At 57.7% G+C, this 22,793-nt stretch carries 24 protein-coding genes and 1 tRNA gene; 11 read left to right on the forward strand and 14 right to left on the reverse strand.

Annotated features, from left to right (window positions below):
- Positions 1-190: 190 nt before the first annotated feature.
- Positions 191-868, reverse strand: a complete 678-nt coding sequence (locus tag ABLU50_RS18225; protein ID WP_002898927.1) for an isochorismatase family protein — start codon at positions 866-868, stop codon at positions 191-193.
- Between the two features lie 18 nt (positions 869-886).
- Entirely contained in the window at positions 887-1,747 is an 861-nt protein-coding gene (locus ABLU50_RS18230; protein ID WP_057214272.1) for a pirin family protein, read from the reverse strand.
- A gap of 114 nt (positions 1,748-1,861) precedes the next feature.
- Between ABLU50_RS18230 and ABLU50_RS18235 the strand changes: the two genes are divergently transcribed.
- Entirely contained in the window at positions 1,862-2,767 is a 906-nt protein-coding gene (locus tag ABLU50_RS18235) for a LysR family transcriptional regulator (RefSeq protein WP_057214275.1), read from the forward strand.
- 91 nt (positions 2,768-2,858) lie between these two features.
- Here the strand turns inward: ABLU50_RS18235 and ABLU50_RS18240 are convergent.
- Positions 2,859-2,946, reverse strand: a tRNA-Ser gene (locus tag ABLU50_RS18240).
- Between the two features lie 268 nt (positions 2,947-3,214).
- Here ABLU50_RS18240 and ghrA point away from each other — a divergent pair.
- From ghrA to ABLU50_RS18270, 6 genes are all read left to right on the forward strand, one after another.
- Positions 3,215-4,153 carry a glyoxylate/hydroxypyruvate reductase GhrA gene (ghrA, locus tag ABLU50_RS18245; RefSeq protein ID WP_049004597.1) on the forward strand — a complete coding sequence of 313 codons (939 nt, stop codon included), beginning with the start codon at positions 3,215-3,217 and terminating at the stop codon, positions 4,151-4,153.
- 88 nt (positions 4,154-4,241) lie between these two features.
- A complete protein-coding gene (locus ABLU50_RS18250) occupies positions 4,242-4,979 on the forward strand; it encodes a phosphatase (RefSeq protein ID WP_176391543.1) in 738 nt (245 codons plus the stop codon).
- Positions 4,980-5,001: 22 nt separating this feature from the next.
- Positions 5,002-5,556, forward strand: coding sequence for a molecular chaperone (locus ABLU50_RS18255; protein WP_049092945.1), 555 nt, complete (start codon positions 5,002-5,004; stop codon positions 5,554-5,556).
- A 103-nt stretch (positions 5,557-5,659) separates the two neighbouring features.
- Positions 5,660-6,142 (forward strand): DUF1097 domain-containing protein, encoded by a 483-nt coding sequence (locus ABLU50_RS18260; RefSeq protein ID WP_023317903.1) that lies wholly within the window; start codon positions 5,660-5,662, stop codon positions 6,140-6,142.
- Positions 6,143-6,294: 152 nt separating this feature from the next.
- Entirely contained in the window at positions 6,295-6,822 is a 528-nt protein-coding gene (gene ymdB, locus ABLU50_RS18265; protein WP_004204529.1) for an O-acetyl-ADP-ribose deacetylase, read from the forward strand.
- Positions 6,823-6,888: 66 nt separating this feature from the next.
- A complete protein-coding gene (locus ABLU50_RS18270) occupies positions 6,889-7,482 on the forward strand; it encodes a TetR/AcrR family transcriptional regulator (protein WP_043523171.1) in 594 nt (197 codons plus the stop codon).
- Positions 7,483-7,516: 34 nt separating this feature from the next.
- Here ABLU50_RS18270 and mdoC read toward each other — a convergent pair whose 3' ends face one another.
- Positions 7,517-8,677, reverse strand: coding sequence for a glucans biosynthesis protein MdoC (mdoC, locus tag ABLU50_RS18275; protein WP_004204532.1), 1,161 nt, complete (start codon positions 8,675-8,677; stop codon positions 7,517-7,519).
- A gap of 251 nt (positions 8,678-8,928) precedes the next feature.
- Between mdoC and mdoG the strand changes: the two genes are divergently transcribed.
- The 3 genes from mdoG to ABLU50_RS18290 all read left to right on the forward strand — a co-directional run bounded on the left by mdoG (position 8,929) and on the right by ABLU50_RS18290 (position 13,297).
- Complete coding sequence (gene mdoG, locus ABLU50_RS18280; protein WP_087832953.1) at positions 8,929-10,482, forward strand: glucans biosynthesis protein MdoG; 1,554 nt, start codon at positions 8,929-8,931, stop codon at positions 10,480-10,482.
- The gene (gene mdoH / locus ABLU50_RS18285) at positions 10,475-13,003 is read left to right on the forward strand and encodes a glucans biosynthesis glucosyltransferase MdoH (RefSeq protein ID WP_004204533.1); all 2,529 of its coding nucleotides are present in this window, start codon (positions 10,475-10,477) and stop codon (positions 13,001-13,003) included. Before mdoG ends, mdoH begins: the two co-directional genes overlap by 8 nt.
- Positions 13,004-13,069: 66 nt before the next feature.
- Positions 13,070-13,297 carry a YceK/YidQ family lipoprotein gene (locus ABLU50_RS18290; RefSeq protein ID WP_004204534.1) on the forward strand — a complete coding sequence of 76 codons (228 nt, stop codon included), beginning with the start codon at positions 13,070-13,072 and terminating at the stop codon, positions 13,295-13,297.
- Here ABLU50_RS18290 and ABLU50_RS18295 read toward each other — a convergent pair whose 3' ends face one another.
- The 3 genes from ABLU50_RS18295 to ABLU50_RS18305 all read right to left on the reverse strand — a co-directional run bounded on the left by ABLU50_RS18295 (position 13,298) and on the right by ABLU50_RS18305 (position 16,106).
- Positions 13,298-13,684: a MysB family protein gene (locus tag ABLU50_RS18295; protein ID WP_002898981.1), complete on the reverse strand. Its 387-nt coding sequence runs from the start codon at positions 13,682-13,684 to the stop codon at positions 13,298-13,300. It abuts the gene before it with no gap.
- Between the two features lie 91 nt (positions 13,685-13,775).
- On the reverse strand, positions 13,776-15,014 hold the full coding sequence (gene mdtG / locus ABLU50_RS18300) for a multidrug efflux MFS transporter MdtG (RefSeq protein WP_004204535.1): 1,239 nt from the start codon (positions 15,012-15,014) through the stop codon (positions 13,776-13,778).
- Positions 15,015-15,185: 171 nt separating this feature from the next.
- Positions 15,186-16,106, reverse strand: coding sequence for a Kdo(2)-lipid IV(A) acyltransferase (locus tag ABLU50_RS18305; RefSeq protein WP_023317908.1), 921 nt, complete (start codon positions 16,104-16,106; stop codon positions 15,186-15,188).
- 206 nt (positions 16,107-16,312) lie between these two features.
- On the opposite strand from ABLU50_RS18305, the gene ABLU50_RS18310 reads away from it, so the two are divergent.
- Positions 16,313-17,377: a rhodanese-related sulfurtransferase gene (locus tag ABLU50_RS18310; protein WP_004204538.1), complete on the forward strand. Its 1,065-nt coding sequence runs from the start codon at positions 16,313-16,315 to the stop codon at positions 17,375-17,377.
- Here the strand turns inward: ABLU50_RS18310 and ABLU50_RS18315 are convergent.
- The 7 genes from ABLU50_RS18315 to mdtH form a co-directional block, all read right to left on the reverse strand.
- Entirely contained in the window at positions 17,363-17,476 is a 114-nt protein-coding gene (locus ABLU50_RS18315; protein WP_004204539.1) for a DUF2770 family protein, read from the reverse strand. The two genes, ABLU50_RS18310 and ABLU50_RS18315, sit on opposite strands and share 15 nt — an antisense overlap.
- Before the next feature lie 71 nt (positions 17,477-17,547).
- Positions 17,548-18,666, reverse strand: a complete 1,119-nt coding sequence (gene solA / locus ABLU50_RS18320; RefSeq protein WP_087832954.1) for an N-methyl-L-tryptophan oxidase — start codon at positions 18,664-18,666, stop codon at positions 17,548-17,550.
- 125 nt (positions 18,667-18,791) lie between these two features.
- Positions 18,792-19,046: a biofilm formation regulator BssS gene (bssS, locus tag ABLU50_RS18325; protein ID WP_002898992.1), complete on the reverse strand. Its 255-nt coding sequence runs from the start codon at positions 19,044-19,046 to the stop codon at positions 18,792-18,794.
- A gap of 302 nt (positions 19,047-19,348) precedes the next feature.
- Positions 19,349-19,600: a DNA damage-inducible protein I gene (gene dinI, locus ABLU50_RS18330; RefSeq protein ID WP_002898994.1), complete on the reverse strand. Its 252-nt coding sequence runs from the start codon at positions 19,598-19,600 to the stop codon at positions 19,349-19,351.
- Positions 19,601-19,672: 72 nt separating this feature from the next.
- Positions 19,673-20,719, reverse strand: coding sequence for a dihydroorotase (pyrC, locus tag ABLU50_RS18335; RefSeq protein WP_004893020.1), 1,047 nt, complete (start codon positions 20,717-20,719; stop codon positions 19,673-19,675).
- A 125-nt stretch (positions 20,720-20,844) separates the two neighbouring features.
- Entirely contained in the window at positions 20,845-21,405 is a 561-nt protein-coding gene (locus tag ABLU50_RS18340; protein WP_004204546.1) for a lipoprotein, read from the reverse strand.
- Positions 21,406-21,518: 113 nt separating this feature from the next.
- Positions 21,519-22,727: a multidrug efflux MFS transporter MdtH gene (gene mdtH, locus ABLU50_RS18345; protein ID WP_053810568.1), complete on the reverse strand. Its 1,209-nt coding sequence runs from the start codon at positions 22,725-22,727 to the stop codon at positions 21,519-21,521.
- Positions 22,728-22,793 lie beyond the last annotated feature (66 nt).

The raw sequence follows: 22,793 nt of genomic DNA on the forward strand, positions 1-22,793 counted from the left end.
ACACACTTTCCAGGCGTGCTCCTTCAGCCACTCGGACACCTCACCATATTGTCTTGCTGCTCACCTTGGGTGGGCAACGGGGCGCTACTATAGGGAGTTGCGTTAAAACGGTCAAGCATATTTTCTTCTTTCTTTACCGACCGCTCACGCAATGAACAACGCCCCGCTGCGACGCAGTGGGGCGGGTGTTTTAGCGCTGGGAATCAAGCTGTTCGTTATTTTTCACCACGTCCTGCGCTTTGCTGTAGCTTTCGATCAGCAGTTGGTAGGCCGGGAAGACTTTGGTGTACACCTCCGCCCATTCTGCCGCGTCCGGGCGATTCCAGGTGCGCTGCAGCTCAGAGGCGACGGCGGCGGTATCCATCGGCACTACGCCAGCCTGTACCACGCGAGCCAGGGTGATCTCCTGCGCCATTTTGCTGTAGGTGCCGGAAGCGTCAATCACGGCAAACACTTTATAACCGTCGGCGACGGCGGCAATCGCCGGGAAGGCCATGCAGACGCTGGTGATGGTCCCGGCGATAATCAGCGTTTTGCGACCGGTCGCTTTCACCGCGGCGACGAACTCCGGGTTATCCCAGGCGTTGATCTCGCCTTTACGGGCGATGTATTTCGCATGCGGCGCGTTCTCATGAATCTCCGGGATCAGCGGACCGTTCGGCCCCTGTGGCACGGAGGCGGTGGTGATCACCGGGATCCCGGCAAGCGAGGCCATCTTCGCCAGCGCGGCGGCGCGAGCGCGCAGCTCTGGCATCGGCATATCGCCGACGGTCTGGAACAGGCCGCTCTGGTGGTCAATCAACAGCATTGCGGTATCGTTGACATCAATCACCGGACGAGCACCGTTAAAATTAGCGGGAGTAGACATAGTATTCACCTCAATCAGTTAGATTTGGCCAAAGCGGCCGCTGTTAAAATCGCGAACGGCTTCTGCGATCTGCGTTTTGTTATTCATGACAAAGGGGCCATAGCCCACAATCGGCTCCTGCAGCGGTTCTCCGGCCATCAGCAGAACTTTTGCCAGGGTGGTCGCCTCCAGATGCAGTGCCTCTCCTGCCTGGCTCAGGACGGCGAGCTGTCCTTCGCGGGCGGATTCGGAACCGTTGATGATCACTTCCCCTTCCAGTACCACCAGCGCGGTACTCCAGCCTTCCGGCTGGCGCAGCGTGAGGTCGCTCCCCTGATTCAGCTGCATATCCCACACGTTAAGCGGTGAGAAGGTATGGGCCGGGCCGCTGACGTCGTCATACTGGCCGGCAATAACCCGAACCTGTCCGGCGCCATTCGTCAGCGCGACGGTGGGGATCGTCCCGGCGGTAATGCTCTGGTAGCCGGGGGCCGTCATTTTGTCTTTGGCGGGCAGGTTTACCCACAGCTGGATCATCTTCAGCTCGCCGCCGCTGCGGGTGAAGGCCTCAGAGTGGAACTCTTCGTGCAGGATCCCGGCGCCAGCCGTCATCCACTGCACGTCGCCTGGGCCAATTACCCCGCCACGGCCGGTGGAGTCACGATGTTCTACCTCACCGGCGTAGACGATGGTGACGGTTTCGAATCCGCGATGCGGATGCTCACCGACGCCGCGTTTATCGCTGCCCGCCGGGAAGGTGTACGGCCCGGCATAGTCGAGCAGTAAGAAGGGGCTCAGCTGCTGGCCGTGCGTCTGATAGGAAAACATCGAACGAACCGGGAAGCCGTCGCCTACCCAATGCTGCGCGGGCGCGGTGTAGACTCCTGTAATCTGTTTCATGGCTTTCTCCTGTGTATCGGTATCTGATGTGAATAAGCTTATATCCGGGACGACATGTGCGGTAGTAAGCAAAAATGGCCTATACTGTTCCAAAAATGGAACAATGGAGGAAGGATGCAGGATCTCAATGACTTCGCCTGGTTTGTCCAGGTCGTGGACCATGGCGGTTTCGCCGCGGCGGGGCGAGCGCTTGACCAGCCGAAATCCAAGCTCAGCCGCCGCATTGCGCAACTCGAGGAGCGGCTGGGCGTGCGTTTGATTCAGCGAACCACTCGCCAGTTCGCGGTTACCGAGGTCGGGCAGACCTTTTACCAGCATTGCAAAGCGATGCTGATAGAGGCCGAGGCGGCGCAGCAGGCGGTCGACACGCTGCGCGCCGAGCCGCGCGGCAGCGTCAGGATCACTTGTCCGGTCACCTTGCTGCATGTCCATATTGGACCGATGCTGGCGCGATTTATGGCGCGCTATCCCGGGGTCACTTTGCATCTTGAGGCGACCAACCGCCGGGTGGATGTGGTCGGGGAGGGCATTGATGTGGCGATCCGCGTCCGGCCCCGGCCTATCGAGGACAGCGATTTGGTAATGCGCGTGCTGGCGGACCGAGGGCACCGGCTGGTGGCCAGTCCGGAGCTGATTTCCCGGCTCGGACGTCCGCAGGCGCCGTCTGAGCTGAGCGCCTGGCCTGGGCTCAGCCTGGGGGCGAACAAGCATCAGCATAAATGGCAGCTTACCGGGCCTGAGGGGGCAAGGGCGGAGGTGTATTTCACGCCGCGAATGGTGACCACCGATATGCTGGCGCTGCGCGAGGCGGCGATGGCCGGCGTAGGGGTGGTGCAGCTTCCTTTGTTAATGGTGCGCGATCAGCTGGCGTCAGGGGAGTTAGAGGTGGTACTGGGTGAGTGGGAGCCGCGGCGGGAAGTGATCCATGCGGTATTTGCTTCACGGCGCGGGCTGCTGCCCTCCGTCAGGGCGCTGGTGGATTACCTCAGCGAAGAGTATCAGCGGATGGAAGAGGATTAGCTTCGGGATTGGCTTTTCTCGGGGGGCTCCCCCCAGCGGAGAATATAAAAGGAAAGAGCCCGTACTTGCGTACAGGCTCTCATCTCGAATATGGCGGTGAGGGGGGGATTCGAACCCCCGATACGTTGCCGTATACACACTTTCCAGGCGTGCTCCTTCAGCCACTCGGACACCTCACCATATTGTCTTTCCCGTTGTTGTCGGGAACGGGCGCTAATGTAGGGAAATACGTATCGCCCGTCAATCAACTTTTTGCAAAATCAGCGCGTTTAGACAAACTTCGAACAACTTGCTCCTTAAACGTGCGAAATCCGTTTTTTTTGTCGCCACTCCCTTTTCACTTTGCGACAAGGGGAAATTTGTTATGCTGGCAAACCAATAGAAAACAATGAGTAAAATAAGACGCCTGCATTAACCTGCTCCGGGCGTCTGCTATCAGGAGCCCCTATGGAGATTATTTTTTACCATCCGACCTTTGATACCCAATACTGGATCCGAGAGCTGGAAAAGCAGTTACCCGGCGCGCGAGTACGCGAATGGAAAGCGGGCGATAACCAGCCGGCGGACTATGCCCTGGTCTGGCATCCACCGGTAGAGATGCTGCAAGGCAGGGCGCTGAAGGCCGTGTTCGCCCTTGGGGCGGGGGTGGATTCGATCCTTAGTAAGCTGCGCGATCATCCGGATATGTTGCCCTTGTCGATCCCGCTGTTTCGTCTCGAAGATACCGGTATGGGACGGCAGATGCAGGAGTATGCCGTGAGCCAGGTGCTCCACTGGTTCCGCCGGTTCGATGACTATCAGGCGTTGAAGTTGGCTTCCCGCTGGCAGCCGCTGCCCGAGTACCGCGCCGACGAATTCACCATCGGGATTATGGGCGCCGGCGTGCTGGGGGCGAAGGTTGCGGAAAGCCTGCAACCCTGGGGATTCCCGCTTCGCGTTTGGAGCCGTAGCCGTAAATCCTGGCCGCAGGTACAGAGCTTTGCCGGCCAGGCCGAGCTGGGTGGATTCTTGCAGGGGACTCGCGTCCTGATCAACTTGCTGCCGAATACCGCCGAAACCGTCGGTATTATCAACCAGACGCTTTTAGCGCAGCTGCCTGATGAGAGTTATCTCCTCAACCTTGCCCGCGGCGTGCATGTCGTAGAAGAGGATCTGCTGGCGGCACTGAACAACGGTAAGCTCAAAGGCGCGATGCTCGATGTCTTCAGTCGCGAACCGCTGCCGCAGGAGAGTCCGCTATGGGCGCACCCGCGGGTGGCTATGACTCCCCACGTGGCGGCAGTCACCCGCCCGATGGAGGCAATTGCCTATATCGCCGGGACCATTAGCCGGCTGGAGCGAGGGGAATCGGTTAGCGGTCAGGTCGATCGTCAGCGCGGTTATTAAGATAAGCGAACCCCGCCACGGCGGGGTTTTTGCTAATCAATAGCCCGGTTTCCTGCTATTCTTGCGGCAAACAGAAGAGGAGAATGTGATGTATCCCGTTGACCTGCACATGCATACCGTCGCCAGCACCCACGCCTACAGCACCCTGCACGATTATATTGCGGAAGCAAAGCGTAAAGGGATCAAACTCTTCGCCATCACCGACCATGGCCCGGATATGGCGGATGCCCCGCACTACTGGCACTTCGTTAATATGCGCATTTGGCCCCGCCTGGTAGACGGGGTGGGGATCCTGCGCGGTATTGAGTCGAATATTAAAAATATCGAAGGTGAGATCGACTGCTCCGGGCCGATGTTGACGTCGCTCGATTTGATCATCGCCGGATTCCACGAGCCGGTGTTTCCGCCGCAGGATAGCGCCACCCATACGCAGGCGATGATTGCCGCGATGGCCAGCGGTAAAGTGCATATGATTAGCCATCCCGGTAATCCGAAATTCCCGGTGGATATCCCGGCCATTGCCGAAGCGGCGGCCCGTTACCAGGTGGCGCTGGAGATCAATAACTCCTCTTTCGTTTCATCGCGCGTGGGCAGTGAAGATAACTGCCGTGCTATCGCCGCCGCGGTGCGCGACGCGGGAGGGTGGGTGGCGCTGGGCTCGGACTCTCATACGGCGTTTACCCTCGGAGAGTTTACCGAGTGCCGCAAGATCCTCGATGCTGTCGATTTCCCGGAGGAGAGGATCCTCAACGTTTCTCCGCGTCGCCTGCTCGACTTCCTCGAGTCGCGTGGTATGCCGGCGATCCCGGAATTTGCTGACTTTTAATTTGTATAACTGGAATAACTGAATGAACGAGTTTTCAATCCTCTGCCGCGTGCTGGGTTCGCTGTATTACCGTCAACCGCAGGACCCGCTGCTGGTGCCGCTGTTTAGCCTGATCCGCGAGGGCAAACTGGCCGCCAGCTGGCCGCTGGAGCAGGACGAGCTGCTGGCGCGTCTGCAGAAAAGCTGTGAAATGCAGTCCCTGGCGACGGACTATAATGCGCTGTTCGTCGGTGAAGCCTGCAGCGTTCCGCCGTACCGTAGCGCGTGGGTGGAGGGTTCCTCTGAAGCGGAGGTCCGGGCTTTTCTGAGCAATCACGGCATCCCGACAGGAGAAGGTCCGGCGGATCATCTCGGATCGCTGCTGCTGGCCGCCTCCTGGCTGGAGGATCATGCCACAGAAGCGCAGAGCGAGACGCTGGAGCTCCTGTTTGCCGACTATATCCTGCCGTGGTGCGGGACGATGCTGGGGAAAGTCGAAGCGCATGCGCACACACCGTTCTGGCGCACCATGGCACCGTTAACCCGCGACGCCATCGCCGCGATGTGGGACGAGCTTCAGGAAGAAGATGAGCAATAAAATGTGATTTAAGTCACTAATTTAATGTAACTGAAATCAGGTTCATTCATTTAGTGTGTTTTAGATCGCATTCTTTCGGTGCGTATCTGCTAGGATACGCGCCATGAACATACTCTTCGCAATCGCATTGACGACGGGCATTCTCTCCGGGATTTGGGGATGGGTGGCCGTCGCCCTCGGCCTGCTGAGCTGGGCCGGTTTCCTCGGCTGTACGGCCTATTTCGCCTGCCCGCAGGGCGGTCTGAAAGGTCTGGCCATCTCCTCCTGCACGGTAATGAGCGGCGTGGTCTGGGCGTTGGTGATTATCCACGGTAGCGCGCTGGCCCCACAGCTGCAGATCCTCAGCTATATGATGACCGGCGTCGTGGCCTTTCTGATGTGCATCCAGGCGCGACAGAGGCTGCTGTCGTTTGTCCCTGGCACCTTTATCGGCGCCTGCGCGACCTTCGCGGCAGATGGCGACTGGCGTCTGGTGATCCCTTCCCTGGCGCTGGGCCTGGTCTTTGGCTATGCCATGAAGAATAGTGGCCTGTGGCTGGCGGCCCGTGCGGAAAAGCAAAAATCGTTCGTCAACGACAACGCCTGAACGGCGGGACGATGATATCAACAGGACCCTCAGGGTCCTGTTTTTTTTACCATCTTGTCGCCGGCGCTGCGGGATAATCTTGCTCCCGGGGGCGGGTATGCCCTAGTATCGGCAGAAAGCCGTACCCACGCGCTATGCCGACAGGAGGAGAAATGGCTGTTCAACCTGAAGTAATTCTCGGCGATATTACGACGCTTGATGTCGATGTGATTGTGAATGCGGCAAACCCCTCGCTGTTGGGCGGCGGCGGGGTGGATGGCGCGATCCACCGGGCGGCCGGTCCCGCGCTGCTGGCGGCCTGCAAGCAGGTGTTGCAGCAGCAGGGCGAATGTCCCCCTGGTCATGCGGTGATCACGATGGCGGGCGATCTTCCCGCCAGCGCGGTGATCCATACCGTGGGTCCGGTCTGGCACGGCGGCGACCGCATGGAGGCGCAAACCCTGGCCGATGCCTACAAAAACAGCCTGCAGCTGGCGGCGGCAAACAACTATCGCTCCATTGCGTTTCCGGCGATCAGCACCGGCGTGTATGGCTATCCGAAAGAGGAAGCGGCGGCGATCGCCGTGCGCACCGTGACCGCGTTTCTCACCCGCTATAACCCGCTTGAACGGGTCCTGTTCGTCTGTTTCGACGAGGAAACGGCAGCTATCTATCGTCGCCTGCTGGCGGCATGCCCCTGATTCAGCAGAATAGGCTATGATAACCGCCGATATTGACAGGAATGATGGATTGCAGGAGGGAGCAGGGTGTCAGAAGGAAAAGTACAGCAGAAGCAGCAGGCGCGCCGCGCGGAGATCGTTGCCGCTGCGCAAAGATGTTTCGCGGCGAAGGGATTGCATGGCGCCTCTGTCGCGGATATCGCCCGCGAGGCGGGTCTGAGCGTCGGTCAGCTGTATCGCATTTTTGCCAGCAAGGAAGCGATCATCGAAGCGATTGTCAGCGAAATCGTCAACGCCAGAGTCGGCGAGATGATCGATGAGAACCACAATCTGGCGCGAAAAGCGGCGGTGCTGGCGGGCAGGATCCCGACTTCGGCAGCCACCAAAAGCGACAATTATCTGTTGATGGAAATTAACGCCGAAGCCTCGCGCAACCCACGCTTGCGCGAGATCCTGGTGCAGGCCGACCGGCGGTTGAAAGAGGAGGGCGGGCGTTTGTCGCAGCGTTATCATCCCGGGCTCAGCGATGCGCGACGCAATGCCGCTTCAGAGCTCATCGCCGTTCTGACGGAGGGGGCAGCCTACCGCTGTGAGCTGAGCGCCTCCACCCCGGTCGATAAAGCGGATTTAGAAGCCCTGTATAACATGATCTTCGACCGGCTGTTTGATGAGCAAGCGTAGCGCGGCACGCCAGGCGTGCCGCAAAAGCTAAAGGTTAACTGGCCGAGGCCGGGGTTTTGGCCGGTTTGTTCATCGGTTTACCGGAGAACAGGAAACGCAGCAGCGGAATACGCAGGTGAATTTCATACAGGATCAGAGCAATACCCACCACAAAAACCAACCCGCCAATAAAGCCTAAGGTATTCGACTTGATGGCCGGGGTGATCCACGCCCCGTACAACAGCGTCAGCGGATGGTGCACCAGGTAAATAAACAGCGAAGCATTGACGAAATAGGTCACCCGCGCCGACTGGAAGTTAAGCAGGCGATGGCCGAGCGAAAAGACGACATTGACCATCCACAACCCCAGCACCATGGTGATCACCGATTCCGTTTCATACATCCAGCCGTCGCCGGAGCCGTACTGCTGGTTCAGCCGATAGGCGATAAATCCCAGCAGCGCTGCCGCGCAGCACCATGGCGACGGCGTGGTGAACATCGCCTTTAAGCGCGGATTAATAAAGGTCTGCGCCCCCAGCACAAAGAAGGGCAGATAGAACAGCGTCTGCATGACCACAAAGTTAAACAGACCATTGCTCAGCAGGGGCGGATAGATCACGAACAATGACCGACGGATCAGCGCGTAAAGCACCCCTAGCGCAAGGAAAATCATCGTCAGCTGGCCCATAGTGACAGTGTCACCGAAAGCGTGAGCACCTCCTGCCGGGCGGCGCGTCAGCCATTTGAACAGCACCACGCCCAGCGAAGTCAGCACCACCAGGACCAGCAAAAACCACAGGTGGGAAATGAGCTCCCACGCCAGGGTGTTGAATTTGTCGTACCCGGAAAGGGTGTGCCAGTTTTCCGCCTTGCCGTTGACGTACTGCAGCATAATAAACTGCGGCAGCGTCAGCAGCGGGATGGCGGTCAGCATCGGAATGCCGACCCGTTCGACGCGCACTTTCCACCACTTTTTCAGCGGGTAGCGCAGGAACAGCATGTAGGAAAAATAGCCGGAGATGACGAAGAAGACCTGCATGCGGAAGGCATGAATGAAATCATTAAACAGCGTCAGCCACCACGAGGGCTCAGCGCTGTTGACATGCCAGCTGTGGCTGGAATAAATCAGCGAAATGTGAAAAGGGATCCCCAGCAGCATCAGCCAGGCGCGGATGCTGTCGAAAAAATATTCACGCTGTACCGGAGTATTATTCATACGATTCACGACAATCTCAGATAATTCGTCTTATCACTCAAGATGATAACGCTTACATTATCAGCAACCCTACATGAACTCGGGGTACCTGTCTCCAGGATAAGCACGCAAAGTGCAAACGGGACTGCGAACTGTTTATTCCCTGCGCCGCTACGCTGAACAAAGCAGGGATTATGTTGTCGGATTGCCTGAGTTTCCATTAAAATAGATCGGATCGATTTAAGCACACAAAGGGGGAAGTGCTTACTTATATGAAACATAAACCACAGATGATGAAAATGCGTTGGTTAAGCGCAGCCGTAATGTTGTCCCTGTGTACTTCATCTGCATGGGCATTTAGCATTGATGACGTTGCAAAAGAGGCCAAAACGTTAGCCGGGAAAGGCTATGAAGCGCCAAAGAGTAACCTGCCCTCCGCTTTCCGCGACATGAAATACGCGGACTACCAGCAAATTCAGTTTAATCACGATAAAGCTTACTGGAATAACCAGAAAACCCCATTCAAGCTTGAATTTTACCATCAGGGTATGTACTTCGACACGCCGGTCACCATCAATGAAGTGACGGCCACCAGCGTGCGTAAAATTAAATATAGCCCGGACTATTTTAACTTTGGTAACGTTCAGCACGATAAAGACACGGTGAAAGATCTTGGTTTCGCCGGCTTCAAAGTACTGTATCCGATCAACAGCAAAGATAAGAACGATGAAATCGTCAGCATGCTCGGTGCCAGCTACTTCCGCGTGCTGGGTCAGGGTCAGGTATACGGTCTGTCCGCGCGAGGTCTGGCTATCGATACCGCGCTGCCTTCCGGCGAAGAGTTCCCGCGTTTTCGTGAGTTCTGGATCGAGCGTCCAAAAGCTACCGACAAGCGTCTGACTATCTATGCGCTGCTGGATTCACCGCGGGCAACCGGCGCCTATCGCTTTGTGATCATGCCGGGACGCGACACCGTGGTGGATGTCCAGTCCAAAGTTTACCTGCGTGACAAAGTGGGCAAACTGGGCGTGGCGCCGCTGACCAGCATGTTCCTGTTCGGTTCCAACCAGCCTTCTCCGGCGCTCAACTATCGTCCGGCGCTGCACGACTCAAATGGTCTGTCGATCCTGGCGGGCAACGGCGAGTGGATCTGGCGTCCGCTGAACAACCCGAAACACCTGGCCGTTAGCAGCTATGCGATGGAAAACCCGCAAGGGTTCGGCCTGCTGCAGCGCGGCCGTCAGTTCTCGCGCTTCGAGGACCTTGAAGATCGTTATGACCTGCGCCCGAGCGCCTGGATCACCCCGAAAGGGGAGTGGGGCAAAGGGAAAATCGAACTGGTCGAAATCCCGACCAACGATGAAACCAACGATAACATCGTGACTTACTGGACGCCGGATCAGCTGCCGGAGCCGGGCAAGGAGATGAACTTCAAGTACACCATCACCTTCAGCCGCGATGAAGACAAGCTGCATGCGCCGGATAACGCGTACGTTATGCAGACCCGCCGCTCTACCGGCGACGTGAAGCAGTCGAACCTGATCCGCCAGCCGGACGGCACCATTGCTTTCATTGTCGACTTCACCGGCGCCGATATGAAAAAACTGCCAGCGGATACCCCGGTCGCCGCCCAGGCGAGCACCGGCGATAACGCTGAAATCGTTGAAAATACCGTGCGTTACAATCCGGTGACCAAAGGCTGGCGTATGATCCTGCGTTTGAAGGTGAAAGATCCGAAGAAAACGACGGAAATGCGCGCCGCACTGGTTAACGGTGATGACACGTTGAGCGAAACCTGGAGCTATCAGCTGCCTGCCAATGAATAAGATAACGAAGTACATTGACGCATTGCCGCTGTCGGACGCCGAGAAATCGGCGCTGCCGGACACCAGCCTGCAGGCCGTTCATCAGGCCCTGGATGACGAACATCAGACCTTCGCCCGCGAAGACGACTCCCCGCTGGGGTCGGTCAAGGCGCGGCTGGCGCACAGCTGGCCGGATTCGCTGTCTGGCGATCAGCTGGTGAAGGATGATGAAGGCCGCACCCAGCTGCATGCGATGCCGAAAGCCAAGCGCTCCTCGATGATCCCGGACCCGTGGCGTACCAACCCGGTTGGCCGCTTCTGGGACCGCCTGCGCGGACGCGATGTCACGCCGCGCTATCTCTCCCGCCTGACGCAAGAAGAGCGCGAGAGCGAGCAAAAATGGCGTACCGTCGGCACTATTCGTCGCTACATCCTGCTGCTGCTGACGCTGTCGCAGACCGTGGTGGCCACCTGGTACATGAAAACCATTCTGCCTTATCAGGGCTGGGCGCTGATCAACCCGGCCGACATGGTGGGGCAGAACCTGTGGATCTCGTTCATGCAGCTGCTGCCGTACGTGTTGCAGAGCGGCATTCTGATCCTCTTCGCGGTGCTGTTCTGCTGGGTTTCCGCTGGCTTCTGGACCGCGTTAATGGGCTTCCTGCAGCTGTTGATCGGTCGCGATAAGTACAGTATTTCCGCCTCGACGGTCGGTGACGAACCGTTGAACCCGGCGCACCGGACAGCGCTTATTATGCCGATCTGTAACGAAGACGTTGACCGCGTGTTCGCCGGGCTGCGGGCGACCTGGGAGTCGGTGAAAGCCACCGGCAACGCCGCCCATTTCGACGTCTATATCCTCAGCGACAGCTATAACCCCGATATCTGTGTTGCTGAGCAAAAGGCGTGGATGGAGCTGATTGCCGAAGTGCAGGGCGAAGGGCAGATCTTCTACCGTCGTCGTCGTCGTCGCGTGAAGCGTAAGAGCGGCAACATCGATGATTTCTGCCGCCGCTGGGGCAGCCAGTATAGCTACATGGTGGTGCTTGACGCGGACTCGGTAATGACCGGAGAGTGTCTGAGCAGCCTGGTGCGTCTGATGGAAGCGAACCCGAACGCCGGGATCATCCAGTCATCCCCACGCGCCTCGGGCATGGACACGCTGTATGCGCGTTGCCAGCAGTTTGCCACCCGGGTGTATGGTCCGCTGTTTACGGCGGGTCTGCACTTCTGGCAGCTGGGGGAGTCCCACTACTGGGGACATAACGCCATTATCCGCGTGAAGCCGTTCATTGAGCACTGCGCGCTGGCGCCGCTGCCGGGCGAGGGCAATTTTGCCGGGTCAATTTTGTCGCACGACTTTGTTGAAGCCGCGCTGATGCGTCGCGCCGGCTGGGGCGTGTGGATTGCCTACGATCTGCCGGGCTCTTATGAAGAGCTGCCGCCGAACCTGCTGGACGAGCTGAAACGCGACCGCCGCTGGTGCCAGGGCAACCTGATGAACTTCCGCCTGTTCCTCGTGAGAGGGATGCACCCGGTCCACCGAGCGGTGTTCCTTACCGGCGTGATGTCCTACCTGTCAGCGCCGCTGTGGTTTATGTTCCTTGCCCTGTCGACAGCGCTGCAGGTGGTGCATGCCCTGACCGAACCGCAGTACTTCCTGCAGCCTCGTCAGCTGTTCCCGGTGTGGCCGCAGTGGCGTCCGGAGCTGGCTATTGCACTGTTCGCTTCGACCATGGTGCTGCTGTTCCTGCCGAAGCTGTTGAGTATTATACTGGTGTGGTGTAAGGGGCCGAAGGAGTACGGTGGATTTATCCGCGTGACGCTTTCCCTGCTGCTGGAGGTTCTGTTCTCGGTCCTGCTGGCGCCGGTTCGCATGCTGTTCCACACCGTCTTCGTGGTCAGCGCCTTCCTCGGCTGGGAAGTGGTGTGGAATTCGCCGCAGCGTGATGATGACTCCACGCCGTGGGGAGAAGCCTTTATGCGTCACGGCTCACAGCTGCTGCTGGGGCTGGTATGGGCGGTCGGAATGGCATGGCTGGATCTGCGCTTCCTGTTCTGGCTGGCGCCGATTGTCGTATCGCTGATTCTGTCGCCGTTCGTGTCGGCTATCTCCAGCCGGGCGACCGTGGGCCTGCGCACCAAGCGCTGGAAGCTGTTCCTGATTCCGGAAGAGTATTCGCCGCCGCAGGTGCTCAAGGATACCGATGCGTACCTGACGCTGAACCGTCAGCGTTCGCTGGACGATGGCTTTATGCACGCGGTGTTTAACCCGTCGTTTAACGCCCTTGCCACCGCGATGGCCACCGCGCGGCACCGTCAGGGTCATATCCTGGAGATCGCCCGCGAGCGTCATGTCGAGCAGGCGCTGAATGAAACGCCGGATAAGCTGAACCGCGATCGTCGACTGGTGCTGTTGAGCGACCCGGTAACCATGTCGCGTCTTCACTATCGCGTATGGGCCGCGCCGGAGAAATACTCCTCGTGGGTGAACGCCTATCAGCAGCTGGCGCTTAACCCGCTGGCGCTGAAAACGAAATAAGCCGTACGTTAATGAAAATACCGGCAGCGATGCCGGTATTTTTTTATCTGAAAGACGAGGTTGTGGATGCGAATACTACCGATCATTGCCATGGCGCTGTTGCTCAGCGGCTGCGGCAGCATTATCAGCCGGACGGTCCCCGGGCAGGGGCATGGCAATCAATATTACCCGGGCGTGCAGTGGGACGTTCGCGATTCAGGATGGCGCTATCTCACCATTCTGGACCTGCCGTTCTCGCTGGTATTCGATACGCTTCTGCTGCCGCTGGACGCCAGCCACGGGCCCTATAACTGATTAACGCTCGTCCCACTCGTCGGCCGCCGTCTGTCCCTCTTCGGTGTCCAGAGAGGGTTCGAGCTGGAATTCACCTTCATCCCACTCATGAAGCGTATTTTCCTCCAGCCACTCCTGACGGAGCTCTATCTCATCATAATCCCCATCGAAGACGCTCTGCGCGGCTTCGCCGCTAAGCATCGGTAAGCATTCGCCTTGTTCCTCTTCGTCAGCAAAAAATTCGGCCTGCCAGGCGATATCGCCATCCTGCAGCACATACTTTTGAATATTGAGCTGCTCAACGTTAGCGCTCTCTTCATCGCTGTCAGGGTTGTTGGCGAGAAATTCTTCACGTGCTGCATCAATAGCTTCTTCGAGCGTGGCATAGAACATCGAATCCTTTGGCATAGCGAATCTCCTGAGAAGAATATGAATTGAACACGATTCAATCTATAGAAGGCGCTTGGCAAGGCGTCAAGGGGCTGAGCCCCTCTGGACGTTAATTTACTGAATGGCGGTCGGGCTGCGAGGCGTCCGCGGCTGGTCGGCGCAGGCTAAGGGTCGAATAGATCGCGTTAAACAATACCACTCCTGCGGTGACAAGGAAGACGGCGCGAAAGCCGTAGTTGGCGGAAACCGAGGCGCCGATCAGGGGGCCGGTGACGTTGCCAATATCACGAAATGACTGGTTATAGCTGAAAATCCGCCCGGAGATCTGGCTGGTGGAGTTATACACCAGCAGGGTTTGCACAGCCGGCAACAGCGCGCCGTCCGCGGCGCCGAGCAGGAACCGTAAGATACCTAACTGCAGCGGGGTCTGGACGAACGCCATCGGGATCAGCAACAGCACCGAGATAATCAGCGCCACGATGAGGATTTTTTCCGGTCCGATACGATCCCCCAGTTTGCCCAGACGGGGGGCGCTCATCAGGGCGGCAATGCCCGGCACTGAGGCGATCATCCCGCTGATAAAAGCGATATTGCTGACGTTACCCGCCAGATCGCGCACGTAAAGCGTCAGGATCGGCGCAATGGAGCCGGTGGCGACCTGGATGATCAGCGAGGTGACAAACAGGCTGAGCACCAGTTTCGGATTCTGCAGCGAGGAGAACACCGCCTTCGCGCTGAGCATCTCTTTTTTAGCGATTGGGACAAAATTTTCACGGATTAAAAACAGGGTAAACAAAAAGCAGATAAACAGCACCGCGGCGGTCATAAAGAAGACGGTACGCAGGCCCCAGTGGTCTGCCAGGAAGCCACCCGCCAGCGGGCCGAGCAGGGCGCCGCTTACCGCGCCGGTTGACAGCGTGCCCAGCGCCCAGCCGCTTTTATGGCGTGGGATCTGGGTGGCGATCAGGGCGTTGGCGTTGGGAATAAAGCCGCCCAGCAGGCCGAGCAGCGCGCGCAGCAGCAGAAACTGCCAGATATTCTGCGCCATCCCCATCAACATCATGACGATGGCCATCCCGAGGGCTGAACGCAGCAGCATGATTTTACGTCCCTTGCGGTCAGCAAGTCCGCCCCAGAACGGCGAGGCGATGGCGGAGAAGAGAAAGGTAATGCTAAAGACCAGCCCGGACCACATGTTCAGGGCGCTATGGCCTGTGACGCCGAGTTGTTCGACATAGAGCGGCAGAAAGGGCATGACCAGGCTGAAGGCGGCGCCGGTTAAAAAGCAGCCAAGCCAGGTGACGGTCAGGTTTCGTTTCCAGTTGATGGGGGTATCAGCAGACGACATAGGGTTCCACTGGCCTGCGCAGCAGGTCAAATTAAGAGAAAATATGAGCCTGCTAATTATGCGCCTGGGAAATAAATGCCGCAATGGAGGAGAGCTTTTAAAGCTAAAGCAGAGCGTAAAGCCTGAGCGGTGGGGATTCCCGGCCGGGAGGCGCGCGGCCGGGAAAGGGGATCAGTAGCGGGAGGGCGTCCCCTCGGGGCGGGTTTTAAAGCGGCGATGGAGCCACATATATTGTTCCGGGGCCATCATAATGCACTGCTCTACGATCTTGTTCATCCACGCGGCGGTGGTTTCCGCGTCGTCCAGCGGCGGGGAGCACTCTGGCGGCAGGATAATCAGTTCATAACCTTTACCGTCCGGTTTACGGCGTGGAACAAAGGGCACGATGCAGGCTTTGGACATTTTCGCCAGCATCCAGGTGCCGGAGGTGGTCGCCGCCTGGTCAACGGCAAACAGTGGGGCAAAGACGCTGGCGGTCGGGCCGTAATCATGATCCGGCGCGTACCACACCACCTCACCTTTTTTCAGCGCGCGGATCATACCTTTCAGATCCTTGCGGTCGATCATGTCCTTGTTGGAGCGCAGCCGGCCCCAGGTCTGCAGCCAGTCGATGACCGGGTTATCGTTGGGACGATAGACGCCAATCCCCGGCTCGTTCATGCCGAACATCCGCGCGCCCATTTCCAGTGTCAGGAAATGAATGCCGATCAGCAGAATGCCGCGCTGCTGCGCCTGCACATCGCGAATATGCTCAAAGCCGATGGTGTCGGTCCAGCGGGCGATTCGGCGAACCGGCCAGAACCAGGCCATCCCGGTCTCCATCAGCCCCATGCCAACCGATTCGAAGTTCATCACCACCATCCGGTGACGTTCCTGCTCGCTTTTCTCGGGGAAGCAGAGCTCAAGGTTGCGATAGGCGATCTTCGCCCGGCGCTTCATAAAGCGCATGGCCAGGCGGCCGATGGCGTTCCCGATGCGGTAGATCAGCGGGTAGGGCAGTTGGACAACCAGCCACAGCAGGCCGATACCCAGCCACAGCAGCCAATAGCGCGGATGCAGCAGCGCCGGAGAAAATTTAGGCAAATGAGTCATTTCATACCCGTATCAGTAAGCAACATCTTATATTATCGCATTTTTTTACCGGCCAGCCAAAGGCGGCGACAGCCACATTGTTTTGTTAAGTGGGTGGGCGACCGGGTGAGAAAAATGTAGCGTAAAATGTAGGGATGTAAATTAATAAGCTTTGCTATATCATGCCCGCCGTTTATTTCCTCATTTCTATGTCGAGCAGGTACACCATGCCAGTGTTACACAACCGCATTTCAAATGAGACGTTAAAGGCGCAAATGCTGGCTGAAACCGAGCCGCGCACGACGATCTCGTTCTATAAATATTTCACCATTGTCGATCCGCAGGCGACCCGCGATGCGCTGTGGGTTGCCTTAACCCAGCTGAAAGTCTTTGGCCGCATCTATCTGGCCCGGGAAGGGATCAACGCGCAAATCAGCGTGCCGCAAAGCAACGTTGAAGCCCTGCGTGAGTTTCTCTATGGCTTCGATCCTGCGCTGGCGGGGCTGCGTTTCAATATCGCTCTCGAGGACGACGGTAAATCGTTCTGGGTACTACGCCTGAAAGTGCGTGACCGCATCGTTGCCGACGGCATCGACGATCCCTCCTTCGACGCCTCCAACGTCGGAGACTATCTCAAGGCGGCTGAGGTCAACGCGATGCTTGACGATCCGGATGCCGTGTTTATCGATATGCGCAACCACTATGAATATGAGGTGGGCCATTTCGAAAACGCGCTGGAGATCCCGGCGGATACCTTCCGCGACCAGTTGCCGAAAGCCGTGGAAATGATGCAGGACCATAAAGACAAGAAAATTGTCATGTATTGCACCGGCGGTATTCGCTGTGAAAAAGCCAGCGCCTGGATGAAGCATAACGGCTTCAATAAGGTCTGGCACATCGAGGGTGGCATCATCGAGTACGCCCGCCGCGCCCGTGAGCAGGGGCTGCCTGTGCGTTTCATTGGCAAAAACTTTGTCTTTGATGAACGGATGGGCGAGCGGATCTCCAATGACGTTATCGCGCACTGTCATCAGTGCGGCGTGCCGTGCGACACCCATACCAACTGCCTGAACGATGGTTGCCATCTGCTGTTTATCCAGTGCCCGAGCTGCGCCGAGAAGTTTGCCGGCTGCTGTAGCGAAGCCTGCATGGAAGAGCATAAGCTACCGGAAGAGGAGCAGCGTAAGCTGCGCGCCGGGCGTGAAAACGGCAATAAAATCTTTAATAAATCGCGTGGTCGGCTGAACACCAAACTCGGGATCCTCGATCCTGAGCCATCAGAAAAACCATAACCAGACGAGATCGATGATCGCCAGCAGCAGCCAAAGCGCCAGGTAGATCATAAAGTGCTCGCGGACGTTATTGACCAGCAAATTAAACAGGCGACGCATAATCGCTCTCAATGACTAACGGCCTCGACAGAGGCCGTTTTTTTTCCCGACGGCAAAAGTGCCGCATTCCATTACGCGTTAAATCGCGCCAGCGAGAAGGGCGCCAGGTTGAAGCTCGATGCTTCGCCCTGAGCAAACTGACTGGCAATTTCCCCCAACACCGGGGCAAACTTAAAGCCATGCCCGCTCAGACCGGTGATAAGCAACGTGTCTGGTCTGCCGGGTAAGGTATCGATAATAAAGTCTTCATCGACGGTATTGTCATAAGTACAGGAGGCGCCGTGCAGGCAGCCGCCGATCCCTGGCAGGACGTTGCGCAAAAAAGGAAACGATTCGGAGCCATCGCTGGCGACAGCGCCAAACGCCACTCGCTCCTGCGGCATGGAGATCGGTTGACCGCCGTTATGCTTGCCAATCTTCAGCTCGTTATCTTCTGCCGGGAAACCGTAGTATTGATCGCCGTTGGGCAACTCGCCGGTGAAGGCCGGAAAGTGATTCTTGCTGCTGTAACGGCCATCGGCCTGGTACCAGGCAAACACCTTACGTACCGGCTGGATGGGGAGGTCCGGGAGCAGGCGGGTGACCCAGGTCCCGGCGCTGACCAGCAGCTTTTTACCATGATATTCACCATCGAGGGTATCGATGGTGATCCCGTCAGCATGGTGATGAATAGCCGAGACCGGACAGTTGAATAGCTGCGCGCAGCCTGCTTCCCGCGCCAGACGGATCCAGGTTTCGACGGCCAGTTCGCTGCGCAGTACGCCGGAAGCGGGTTCGTAAATCGCCCGATAGTCCTCGGGGAGGCGTATCTCTGGCCAGCGCTGCATCACGGCCTGGGCATCCAGCTCTTCCACCTCAAGCTTGAACGCACGGGCGCTGGCGGCGACGTTGGCGAGAAAAGCGGAGCTGGCTGGGCCGAGGTTAATGACGCCGGTGCGTTCAAACACGGCTTCACCACTGATCTCTGCCAGTTCATCCCATAGCTGCTGGGCACGCAGCACCAGCGGAACATATTTCTCACCTTCGCCATAGGCGTGACGGATAAGACGGCTGCTGCCGTGATGGCTGCCTTCCTGGTGAGGAGGTTGATGGGCATCGGTCATCAGAACATTGAGTCCGGCACGGCGCGCATAATAGCCAGCGGCGGCGCCGACGGAGCCGCTGCCAATAATGATAAGATCGTATTGCATGGTGAGTTCCGGGTAATTGCCTTGTTAGCAGGGTAATTAACTCCCTGTGCTTATACAAGCCCGAAAATAATTCAGGCACCCGCAGGTGCCTGTTAAGTTTAATGTTAAGTCATTCGCAAGCCGCGTTAATGTCGGCGGTACTCGTTTTCCTGGTATTCGCCAGATTCAATCTTCGCAATGCCTGCTTCCAGGATTGAAATAAACTGACGTGCGACGTCCGTCGTTAGCCATAGCGTCTGGCCGATCTCAGCATCATTACTGTTTTCTTGAGTGGGGTTCTGGTAGTGCAGGCGCAACATCAGCGCATCGTAGCTATCAACGGTGCTGATGTCCCATCCAACGAGGGGATGGGTCTGAATGACTTCATTATTTTTTTCCATCATAACCCCTTATTCATATGTTAAAAGACAACAATTCTCGAGGTTTAATGCATATTTTTTGAAGCAAGTTAATTATATCAGGGATCAAGAATAAACTCGAGAAATTAAATGAAAGGCAGCATGATTTTCTTCTTTTGCCGCTTTTTTATTCAAGATAAGCGCGTAAAATGGCCACTTTAGTCGATATTGAGCAGAATAATCAGGACTATTCTGAACAGAAGAGGGGCTAAAAAAAGCCGGGGCGACCCGGCAAAAAAAGCACAATGAGGGAGCAAACCAGAGTAACTGGATCCCGCCATGCTTCAGGAGAGATCGTGGACAAACCAGTCGTCCGCGCTTTCCCATGTTTCCTGCAGGATTTCGCTTATCCGGTCTTTGTCTTCTTTCAGGGCGCCAAACACCGAGAGCTGATTGCCGGTGGCGTAGCGGACGCTCACCTGGCTGTCGATGGCCGGGAATTGCTCGGCGATACGGCGAGAGAGTTCGTTATTCAGCGCTTCCAGCGCGCCGTTGGGTAAGGCGGTAGTTTTGGCGATAGACACTTCAATGCGCATAATTGCCCCCTGCGTTCGATACTGGTTATTTATACAGTATCCGGTTGGCGTTGACAACAGGGGGCTACGTTTTTATTTCTTCACGGTCCAGCGAACGGTTTCACCTGCCAGGAAAGGCACCAGGGTGTCATTAGGCAGGGAAATGCTGTCCACAACGGTCGTCTCTTCACGCACCAGTTCAACGTAGCTCTCATTGACCGGCAGACCGTAGAAGCGCGGGCCGTTCAGCGAGCAGAAAGCCTCAAAGTGCTGCAGAGCGTTCATTTCTTCAAACACCGTGGCGTAGCTGCCGAGGGCGGTCGGGGCGTTGAAGCAGCCGGCGCAGCCGCAGCTGGCCTCCTTACGGTGGCGGGCATGCGGTGCGGAGTCGGTGCCGAGGAAGGCGCGGCTGAAGCCGCTGGCGACCAGCTCCCGCAGAGCCTGCTGATGAATATTGCGTTTAAGTACCGGCAGGCAGTACAAGTGAGGACGAATACCGCCGACCAGCATATGGTTACGGTTGAACATCAGATGCTGCGGGGTGATAGTGGCCGCCAGCAGTTCATTGCCGTCACGCACATACTCGGCGGCATCTTTAGTGGTGATATGCTCAAAGACCACCTTCAGTCCGGGCAGGCGCTGGCGCAGCGGCTCCATCACGGTTTCAATAAAGCGCGCTTCGCGATCGAATATATCAATCTCGGCGTGGGTGACTTCCCCATGTACCAGCAGCGGCATCCCCAGTTTTTCCATCCGCTCCAGCACCGGCATAATGGCGTCGGTGCTGGTGACGCCGTGGCTGGAGTTGGTGGTGGCGTTGGCCGGGTAGAGCTTGGCGGCGGTGAATACGCCTTCGTTAAAGCCGCGCTCCAGCTCCGCCGGGTCGAGGGAGTCTGTCAGATAGCAGGTCATCAGCGGGGTAAAATCATGCCCGGCCGGGACGGCGTCCATAATGCGCTGGCGATAGGCGATAGCCGCCGCGACGGTGGTGACAGGCGGCACCAGATTCGGCATCACGATCGCCCGGCCATAAAACTCACTGGTATAAGGCACGACGGTTTTCAGCATATCGTCATCACGTAGATGGATATGCCAGTCGTCTGGGCGGCGGATTTTCAATACCTGGGATTGTGCTGTCATGGAAGGCTCCGGCTAATAGGTTCAGTCATCAGGGCTGTTTTTTGCCGGGCACTAAGGATAAGCGTAAACGTTTTCCTTTGCACTCATTTCCGTAAAAAATTGAGGGCGCCGCGGCGCCCTGGAGATTAATTGGTAAAGGGGATGACAATCTCGCCCGGCTTCACCTCGATGCCTTTGGCGTATTTCTTCGCCAGCGCTTCACCGGTGCTGGCGTCCTCACGCAGGACATAGGCCGGCTGCTGGCTGAAGTAACTGCGCAGCGACTGATTCAGGTAGGGGAGCAGGGCCTGAATGACCGACTGCAGCTTCTCGGGCGCCACTTTGGCATCCACCACCTCCATTTCCTGCAGGAAGATGGCGCCTTTCTCTCTGTCAAAGGTTGGCAGCGCTTTGAGCTTCAGATCGATCGTCGCTTTCTGCGTGCCGAACAGGGAGTTCAGGTCAACGTTAGCGATCCCGGTCAGCGTGACTTTGCCCGGCTCCTCGCGCCCGATGGCGCTGGTGAGATTCTGCAGTTCGATATGGGCGTCGGCAACGCCTTTCAGACCAATATCTTTGGCAAAATGGTTTCGCTTCTGCAGGGCCTGGTTAATCTCCTGCTCGCTTACCGTGTATTGGGTCAGCTGATTACAGCCGCTCAGCAGGCCGCTGACAATCAGCGCGGCGGCGATCAAAATCTTTTTCATGGGGTTCCTCTGGCTCATACCTTCATTCATCCTGACACAAAGCATCATGACCTGTCAGCATCCTCGATACCAGCAGAATAGGCTGAAAGCAGGAGAAACCGCCGCCGCGCGCATCAGGTCCGCGGCTCCAGCATGCCGGAGGCAGAGCGTTTCGGACTAAACTGCCACCACAGCGCCAGGAAGGTGATAACCCCGATGACCCCGAGCATCAGCCACGGCAGCTCGGGCTGACCGGCGGCTTTACCAGCATCAAACAGCCAGCCGCCGCCCGCATATCCCAGCGCGCCGCCAAAGGCGAGCCCCAGGCGGCTGAAGCCCATATAGCTGCCGCGCGCCCGGGCGTCCGCCAGCGAGGCGCCCAGCGTCTCCCGGGCAGGTTCGGCAATGATGGAACCGATGTAAAACAGGCAGATCAGGGTAAACAGCTGCTGCAAACTGCTGGTCATGCCGATGGGGAGCATGGCCAGGGTCATCACCAGCAGACCGGCCATCAGCCGGTGCTCAAGGCGAAAACGTTTTTCGCTCCAGCGGGCAATGGGATAGAGCAGGGTCAGCGAAATGGTGGCTTCGATGGCGTACATCCACTTTACGGCGGCCGGCGAGCCGGCGATGTCATTCACCATGATCGGCAGCATCAGCATCACCTGAACCGCCAGCATGTAATAGCCCGTCAGCGTCAGGACATAGGTGACGAAGCGCTTGTCCCGCAGCACCCGGCCCAGCCCCTCGCGGATCGGCGTTTTTACCGTCGAGAGCTTCCACGCCGGCAGATACCAGGCGTTAAACGCCGCGCAGGCGATAAACAGCGCGGCGCCGGCGCTGCACACCAGGCGGAAATCATACTGCAGCAGCCAGCTGCCCAGCAGCGCGCCAATCACCGCGCCGGCGCTATCCTGCATCATCAGGATGGAGAAAAAGCGGCCGCGCTGATGCGGGCGCACCAGCTTAACCACCAGCGCCGCCCGCGGCGGGTCGAACAGCGTGCCGCCGAGCCCGGAAAGTATGCATGAGAACCACAGCACCCACGGCTCATGGGCGACGGCCATCGCCGCGAAGCCGCCGGCGCGCATCAGCATACCGGTGACGATCATCGGTTTGGCGCCAAAGCGGTCGGCGATGGCGCCGCCAAAGATACCTAATCCCTGCTGCACGAGCTGGCGCAGGCCGAGCGCGATGCCGACCATCAGCGCCGCCCAGCCCATCTGATCGACAAAGCGGATGGAAATCAGCGGGAAGACGACAAAAAAGCCCAGCACGACCAGCATGTTATCGACTAACAGGAAATATTTACCCAGGCTCCTTGCCTGCGAGACGCGGGACATTTCCCCTCCAGGGAAAAATAGAGATAAGCGTGGATATTCTGCGGGCAATCTGCTGCTTTTCCCAGC

This window comes from Klebsiella sp. GG_Kp173, from assembly GCF_040062415.1.
GTDB lineage: Bacteria > Pseudomonadota > Gammaproteobacteria > Enterobacterales > Enterobacteriaceae > Klebsiella > Klebsiella quasipneumoniae.

Coding starts and splice junctions, on each gene's coding strand:
- mdtG (WP_004204535.1), bottom strand. CDS start 15,014: ATGTCGTCTGCTGATACCCCCATCAACTGGAAACGAAACCTGACCGTC.
- mdtH (WP_053810568.1), bottom strand. CDS start 22,727: ATGTCCCGCGTCTCGCAGGCAAGGAGCCTGGGTAAATATTTCCTGTTA.
- solA (WP_087832954.1), bottom strand. CDS start 18,666: ATGCAATACGATCTTATCATTATTGGCAGCGGCTCCGTCGGCGCCGCC.
- ABLU50_RS18305 (WP_023317908.1), bottom strand. CDS start 16,106: ATGACTCATTTGCCTAAATTTTCTCCGGCGCTGCTGCATCCGCGCTAT.
- ABLU50_RS18225 (WP_002898927.1), bottom strand. CDS start 868: ATGTCTACTCCCGCTAATTTTAACGGTGCTCGTCCGGTGATTGATGTC.
- ABLU50_RS18255 (WP_049092945.1), top strand. CDS start 5,002: ATGAACGAGTTTTCAATCCTCTGCCGCGTGCTGGGTTCGCTGTATTAC.
- ABLU50_RS18230 (WP_057214272.1), bottom strand. CDS start 1,747: ATGAAACAGATTACAGGAGTCTACACCGCGCCCGCGCAGCATTGGGTA.
- ghrA (WP_049004597.1), top strand. CDS start 3,215: ATGGAGATTATTTTTTACCATCCGACCTTTGATACCCAATACTGGATC.
- ABLU50_RS18315 (WP_004204539.1), bottom strand. CDS start 17,476: ATGCGTCGCCTGTTTAATTTGCTGGTCAATAACGTCCGCGAGCACTTT.
- ymdB (WP_004204529.1), top strand. CDS start 6,295: ATGGCTGTTCAACCTGAAGTAATTCTCGGCGATATTACGACGCTTGAT.
- ABLU50_RS18310 (WP_004204538.1), top strand. CDS start 16,313: ATGCCAGTGTTACACAACCGCATTTCAAATGAGACGTTAAAGGCGCAA.
- pyrC (WP_004893020.1), bottom strand. CDS start 20,719: ATGACAGCACAATCCCAGGTATTGAAAATCCGCCGCCCAGACGACTGG.
- ABLU50_RS18290 (WP_004204534.1), top strand. CDS start 13,070: ATGCGAATACTACCGATCATTGCCATGGCGCTGTTGCTCAGCGGCTGC.
- ABLU50_RS18295 (WP_002898981.1), bottom strand. CDS start 13,684: ATGCCAAAGGATTCGATGTTCTATGCCACGCTCGAAGAAGCTATTGAT.
- ABLU50_RS18250 (WP_176391543.1), top strand. CDS start 4,242: ATGTATCCCGTTGACCTGCACATGCATACCGTCGCCAGCACCCACGCC.
- dinI (WP_002898994.1), bottom strand. CDS start 19,600: ATGCGCATTGAAGTGTCTATCGCCAAAACTACCGCCTTACCCAACGGC.
- mdoH (WP_004204533.1), top strand. CDS start 10,475: ATGAATAAGATAACGAAGTACATTGACGCATTGCCGCTGTCGGACGCC.
- bssS (WP_002898992.1), bottom strand. CDS start 19,046: ATGGAAAAAAATAATGAAGTCATTCAGACCCATCCCCTCGTTGGATGG.
- ABLU50_RS18340 (WP_004204546.1), bottom strand. CDS start 21,405: ATGAAAAAGATTTTGATCGCCGCCGCGCTGATTGTCAGCGGCCTGCTG.
- ABLU50_RS18260 (WP_023317903.1), top strand. CDS start 5,660: ATGAACATACTCTTCGCAATCGCATTGACGACGGGCATTCTCTCCGGG.
- mdoG (WP_087832953.1), top strand. CDS start 8,929: ATGAAACATAAACCACAGATGATGAAAATGCGTTGGTTAAGCGCAGCC.
- mdoC (WP_004204532.1), bottom strand. CDS start 8,677: ATGAATAATACTCCGGTACAGCGTGAATATTTTTTCGACAGCATCCGC.
- ABLU50_RS18235 (WP_057214275.1), top strand. CDS start 1,862: ATGCAGGATCTCAATGACTTCGCCTGGTTTGTCCAGGTCGTGGACCAT.